This window comes from Kitasatospora sp. NPDC057518, from assembly GCF_042802075.1.
Taxonomy (GTDB): domain Bacteria; phylum Actinomycetota; class Actinomycetes; order Streptomycetales; family Streptomycetaceae; genus Kitasatospora.
In genome coordinates this window covers 1-4,992 of record NZ_JBHVEU010000566.1, presented here as the reverse complement: position 1 = coordinate 4,992, position 4,992 = coordinate 1, and the positions used below count along the sequence as shown (strand labels likewise).

Genomic DNA, 4,992 nt, shown 5'->3' with positions numbered 1-4,992 from the left:
GCCCTTGCCCGCACGGGGCCCGCCCCCGGCGGCCGCGGCGCGAGCCGGGGCGGTCACCGGCCAGTGGGCGGGCCGGGTGAGGCCGGCCGGGAGGCGGGTGGTGGCGTCACCGCGGGCGGCGTCGAGCTGGGCCTGGGTGAGGAAGAGGGCCGTGCTGAGGTCCGCGCCGGCCAGGGCGGCGTCCCGAAGGTCGGCGCCGACCAGGTCGGCGAGGCGCAGGTCCGCACCGGAGAGGTCGGCCGCGACGAGCAGGGCGCCGCGCAGGTTGGCGCCCCGCAGGTCGGCGCCGCGCAGGCGGGCGCCGAAGAGGTCGGCGCCGCGCAGCTCACGGCGGCGCGGGACGGCCGCGCGGACCAGTTCGCCGGCCCGCAGCAGCAGCTCGCTGACCCGCTGCCGGTGGGCCGGGACGTCGACGGCGAGGATCTCCTCGGGGGTGCCGCCGGCCAGCCGGTCGGTCTCCGCCAGCGCCTGCCGCAGTTCGTCGTGGACGGGCTGGGCGGGGGCGAAGGTGAGCGCCTCGGTGAGGTACCGGAGCAGCTCGTGCAGCTGCCGCACGACCGGGAAGACGTCGAACATCGCCTTGGCGCTGTCCGGCTCCTCGCGCCAGCTGCGGCCGCCGAAGGTCACCTGGGAGACCCGCTGCCCGGCGCCGAAGCAGTCGTAGACGGTGCAGCCCTGGAAGCCCTTGTCGCGCAGCCGCACGTGGATGCCGCAGCTGAAGTCGGTCTGGAGGTTGTGGCAGGGGCTGCCGGCCTGCTTGTTCATGGCGAAGTCGGACCCGGCGGCGAACGGCAGGGCGACGCAGCAGAGCCCGAAGCAGCTGCCGCAGTCGGCCCGGAGCGCGGTCGGCTTCGGGGTCGGTGGCGGGGTCGGCGCGGCCGCCGTCTGGTCCTGCGGCGACTCGGTCTCGCGCACGTTCCGGGGTCCTTCCAGCAGCGGGGCGCCGGTCGGCGCGGTGAACCCCGGAATCCTACTGGGCAGACGACCCTCGGCGCCGGTAAGCTTCCCAGCGCAGTAGAGACCATTACACACGGGGGTGGGCGTCATGCGGGAACCGGACATCAGGGAGCTGGTCCGGATGTGGATCTCGGGCTGGGCCGTCTCGCGCGGCTCCGCCGAGCCGGTGGACCAGCCCTGGGGCTGGAGCATCGACGTCGGCGCGCCGGTCGGCGAGGTCGGCCGGCACGTGCTGCCGGAGCCGACCGAGGCCGAGGTCCGCAAGCTCGGCGAGACCGTCACCGCACCGACCACCTGGCTGAAGCTGTTCGCCGAGGACGCCACCGTGCGCCCCTGGCTGGACGAACGGTGGCGGCTGGACGCGCCGGGCTTCCTGATGAGCGTCCCGCTCGTCCCCGAGCGGCCCGAGGCCCCGGCCGGGTACACCGTGACCACCTGGGAGCGGGGCGGGATCCTCCGGGCGCTGGTGCGCACCGGGGACGGGCACCTCGCCGCCCGCGGCCAGGCGGGCCTGGCCGGCCCCGTGGCCGTACCGGACCAGATCACCACCGCGCCGGAGCACCGCCGCCGGGGCCTGGGCGCCCTGGTGATGCGGACGCTCCAGTCCGCCGCGCACGAGCGGGGCGCGCGCACCGGCGTGCTGGTCGGCACCCCGGAGGGGCAGGCGCTCTACACGGCGCTCGGCTGGGCCACCCACGCCCCGATGGCGAGCCTGGTCCTCGACGCGCCGGGCGTCTACGACACCGAGTAGGCCGGGGCCCGTGGCACCCGGGCGGCGGGCCTCAGCGGTACGGCAGCAGCTCCGGCCGCTTCGCCGGGCGGCCGTCGCCCGAGGAGCGGCCGGTGAGGCGGCGGCCGATCCACGGGCCGACGTGGGTGCCCAGCCAGCGGGCGTCCTCGCGCAGCCGCTCGCCGCGGCCGGCCGGGGCGGCGGCGGGCAGCGGGGCGCGCCAGTCGAAGGCGGCGGGGCGGCCGAGCGCCTCCAGCACGCCCTCGGCGACCCGGCGGTGCCCCTCGGGCGCCAGGTGCAGGCGGTCCTCGGCCCACAGCCGGCGGTCGTCGAAGCAGGGCGCGGAGAACAGGTCGACCACGACGAAGCCGTCCTGCCGGCCCAGTTCCTGGACGAAGGCCTTCATCCGCAGGATCGCGGGCAGCAGCCGGGCGCCGCCCGCCATCCGGCGGGTCGGGTCGGTGCTGGTGAACAGCACGACGGTCGCGCCGGTGGCGCGCAGCCCGTCGGCGCAGCGGCCGAGCAGCCGCTCGACGGCGTCGATGTCGCAGCCGGGGCGCAGCACGTCGTTGAGGCCGCCGGCCAGGGTGACCAGCTCGGCGCCCATCGCGGCGGCGGGGGCGAGCTGCTCGTCGTGGATCTGGCCGATGAGCTTGCCGCGGACGGCGAGGTTGGCGTACCGGAAGCCGGTGCCCGCGGACTCCGGCTCGGCGTGCTCGGCCTGCCCAGAGCCTTCGGCCTGCTCGGAGCCTTCGGCGTGCCCAGAGCGTTCGGCGTGCTCCGCGTGCTCGGCGGCCAGTGCCGAGGCGACCCGGTCGGCCCAGCCCCGGTAGTGGCCGTCCGGCAGCAGGTCGTCGCACATGCCCTCGGTGAAGGAGTCGCCGACGGCGACGTAGCTGCGGTAGGGGGTGGGCACGGGCTGGCCTCCGCTCTCCCGGGATGACTCCGGCGGTTCGACGATCCGACGATCGTACGTGCGTGCCCGTCCGGAACCGCAGCGGGCCCCGGCGACTCCGACGAACCCCCGGCGAACCTCGGTGAACCCCGACGGACCTCGGCGAACCTCGGCGCTCATCGCACGCCGATCGTTCGTTTATCGGCCCGGGCCATCCTGAGCCCACGGGGCGGCGGTCGGCGACGGGGGCCTTGCCGCCGCCCCATTCAGGCCACCGTGCCCGCCGCAGGCACCGCGCCCACCGCGACGGTCAGCCCGTCACGGCCACCGCCTCCTCGCCCGCCTCCTCGCCCGCCTTCCGGGGCGTGAACCAGTGCTCGCGCACGGCGTCGGTCGGCCGCTGCTCGCCGAGGGCGGCCAGGCCCCACTCCCCCAGCGCCTCGATGACCGGCCGCAGTTCGCGGCCGCGTCCGGTCAGCTCGTAGACGGTCGCGTTGGCGGGCCGCTCCAGTCGGCGGCGGGCGATCAGTCCGTCGCCCTCCAACTGCTTGAGCCGGGCGGCCAGGATGTCGGTGGAGACGCCGGGCAGGTCGGCGTGCAGGTCGGTGTAGCGGCGCGGGCCGCCGAGGAGCTCACGGACGATCAGGAGGCTCCAGCGCTCCCCCACCGCGTCCAGGGCGCGGGCGACGGCGCAGTACTGGTCGTAGCTTCGGCGTGACATGCGGATCAGCATAGCCAAGAGGTTGGACTTTCCAAGTACTCACTTGGTAGAACAAAGCTGAAGCAACGGAGCGGTGGTGACGGTCGGGAGGCCGCAGATGGAGTTTCGACAGTCCAGCAAGCTGAATGACGTGTGCTACGAGATCCGGGGCCCGGTGGTCGACCAGGCCAACGCCCTGGAGGAGGCCGGGCACAGCGTGCTGCGGCTGAACACCGGAAACCCCGCCCCCTTCGGCTTCGAGGCGCCCGAGGAGATCCTCCAGGACATCATCCGCAACCTGCCCAAGGCGCACGGCTACAGCGACTCGCGCGGCATCCTGCCGGCCCGTCGCGCGGTGGTGCAGTACTACCAGCAGCGCGGGGTCGAGGGCGTCACCGTCAACGACGTCTACCTCGGCAACGGCGTCTCCGAGCTGATCCAGATGGCCGTCACCGCGCTCGTGGACGACGGCGACGAGGTGCTCGTGCCGATGCCCGACTACCCGCTCTGGACGGCCGTGGTCCGGCTGGCCGGCGGCAAGGCCGTGCACTACCTGTGCGACGAGCAGGCCGAGTGGTACCCGGACCTGGACGACATCGCCGCCAAGATCACCGCCCGCACCAAGGCGATCGTCGTCATCAACCCCAACAACCCCACCGGCGCGGTCTACCCGAAGGAACTGCTGGAGGGCATCCTCGACCTGGCCCGCCGCCACCACCTGATGGTGCTGGCCGACGAGATCTACGACAAGATCCTCTACGACGACACCGAGCACCACTGCCTGGCCGCCCTGGCCGACGACGTGCTCACCCTCACCTTCAACGGCCTCTCCAAGGCCTACCGGGTGGCCGGCTTCCGCAGCGGCTGGCTGGTCGTCTCCGGGCCCCGGCAGCACGCCACCGACTACCTGGAGGGCCTGACCATGCTCTCCGGCATGCGGCTGTGCCCCAACGTGCCCGCCCAGTACGCCGTGCAGGCCGCGCTCGGCGGCCACCAGTCCATCAACGACCTGGTGCTGCCCGGCGGCCGGCTCACCGAGCAGCGCGACATCGCGGTCAAGGCGCTCAACGAGATCCCCGGCGTCAGCTGCGTCAAGCCCAAGGGCGCGCTGTACGCCTTCGCCAGGCTGGACCCGGCGGTGCACCGGATCGTCGACGACGAGCGGTTCGTGCTGGACCTGCTGCTGCGCGAGAAGATCCACGTCGTCCAGGGCACCGGCTTCAACTGGCCCCGCCCGGACCACTTCCGCTTCGTCACCCTGCCCCGGGCCGACGACCTGGAGACGGCCATCAACCGGATCGGGCGCTTCCTCGCGACGTACCGGCAGAGCTGAACACCTAGGCTCTGGGTCGTGACCGTCCTGCGCTCCATCGCCCTGTTCGTCCTCGCCGCCCTCGCCGAGATCGGCGGCTGCTGGCTGGTCTGGCAGAGCGTGCGCGAGCAACGGCCGTGGTGGCTGGCCGGGGTGGGCGTGGTGGTGCTCGGCGCGTACGGCTTCGTCGCGGCCCTGCAGCCGGACAGCCACTTCGGCCGGGTGCTGGCCGCGTACGGCGGGGTGTTCGTGGCCGGCTCGCTGCTGTGGGGCATGGCCGTGGACGGCTTCCGGCCGACCCGCTACGACGTGCTGGGCGCGCTGATCTGCCTGGCCGGGGTCGCCGTCATCATGTACGGCCCCCGGCGCTGAACGCACCGGTGCCCCGGTGTCGGACC

The 4,992-nt window shown here is 74.2% G+C and carries 5 protein-coding genes and 1 pseudogene; 3 read left to right on the top strand and 3 right to left on the bottom strand.

The genetic code is table 11. The features are described 5' to 3' along the window. A partial coding sequence (locus ACFU7Z_RS36130) for a pentapeptide repeat-containing protein (protein WP_380782257.1) occupies window positions 1-915 on the bottom strand: 915 nt, incomplete at its 3' end. A gap of 130 nt (window positions 916-1,045) precedes the next feature. Here ACFU7Z_RS36130 and ACFU7Z_RS36125 point away from each other — a divergent pair. Continuing rightward, window positions 1,046-1,708: a GNAT family N-acetyltransferase gene (locus ACFU7Z_RS36125; protein ID WP_380782255.1), complete on the top strand. Its 663-nt coding sequence runs from the start codon at window positions 1,046-1,048 to the stop codon at window positions 1,706-1,708. A 31-nt stretch (window positions 1,709-1,739) separates the two neighbouring features. Here ACFU7Z_RS36125 and ACFU7Z_RS36120 read toward each other — a convergent pair whose 3' ends face one another. Together ACFU7Z_RS36120 and ACFU7Z_RS36115 are read right to left on the bottom strand one after the other, a co-directional pair. After that, on the bottom strand, window positions 1,740-2,603 hold the full coding sequence (locus tag ACFU7Z_RS36120; protein WP_380782253.1) for an SGNH/GDSL hydrolase family protein: 864 nt from the start codon (window positions 2,601-2,603) through the stop codon (window positions 1,740-1,742). A 346-nt stretch (window positions 2,604-2,949) separates the two neighbouring features. Continuing rightward, window positions 2,950-3,303: pseudogene (locus ACFU7Z_RS36115) on the bottom strand (winged helix-turn-helix transcriptional regulator); the annotation flags it as partial. 97 nt (window positions 3,304-3,400) lie between these two features. Here ACFU7Z_RS36115 and ACFU7Z_RS36110 point away from each other — a divergent pair. Together ACFU7Z_RS36110 and ACFU7Z_RS36105 are read left to right on the top strand one after the other, a co-directional pair. Next, the gene (locus ACFU7Z_RS36110; protein WP_049652769.1) at window positions 3,401-4,615 is read left to right on the top strand and encodes a pyridoxal phosphate-dependent aminotransferase; all 1,215 of its coding nucleotides are present in this window, start codon (window positions 3,401-3,403) and stop codon (window positions 4,613-4,615) included. A gap of 18 nt (window positions 4,616-4,633) precedes the next feature. Further along, window positions 4,634-4,966: a YnfA family protein gene (locus ACFU7Z_RS36105; RefSeq protein WP_380663970.1), complete on the top strand. Its 333-nt coding sequence runs from the start codon at window positions 4,634-4,636 to the stop codon at window positions 4,964-4,966. Window positions 4,967-4,992: the final 26 nt, after the last annotated feature.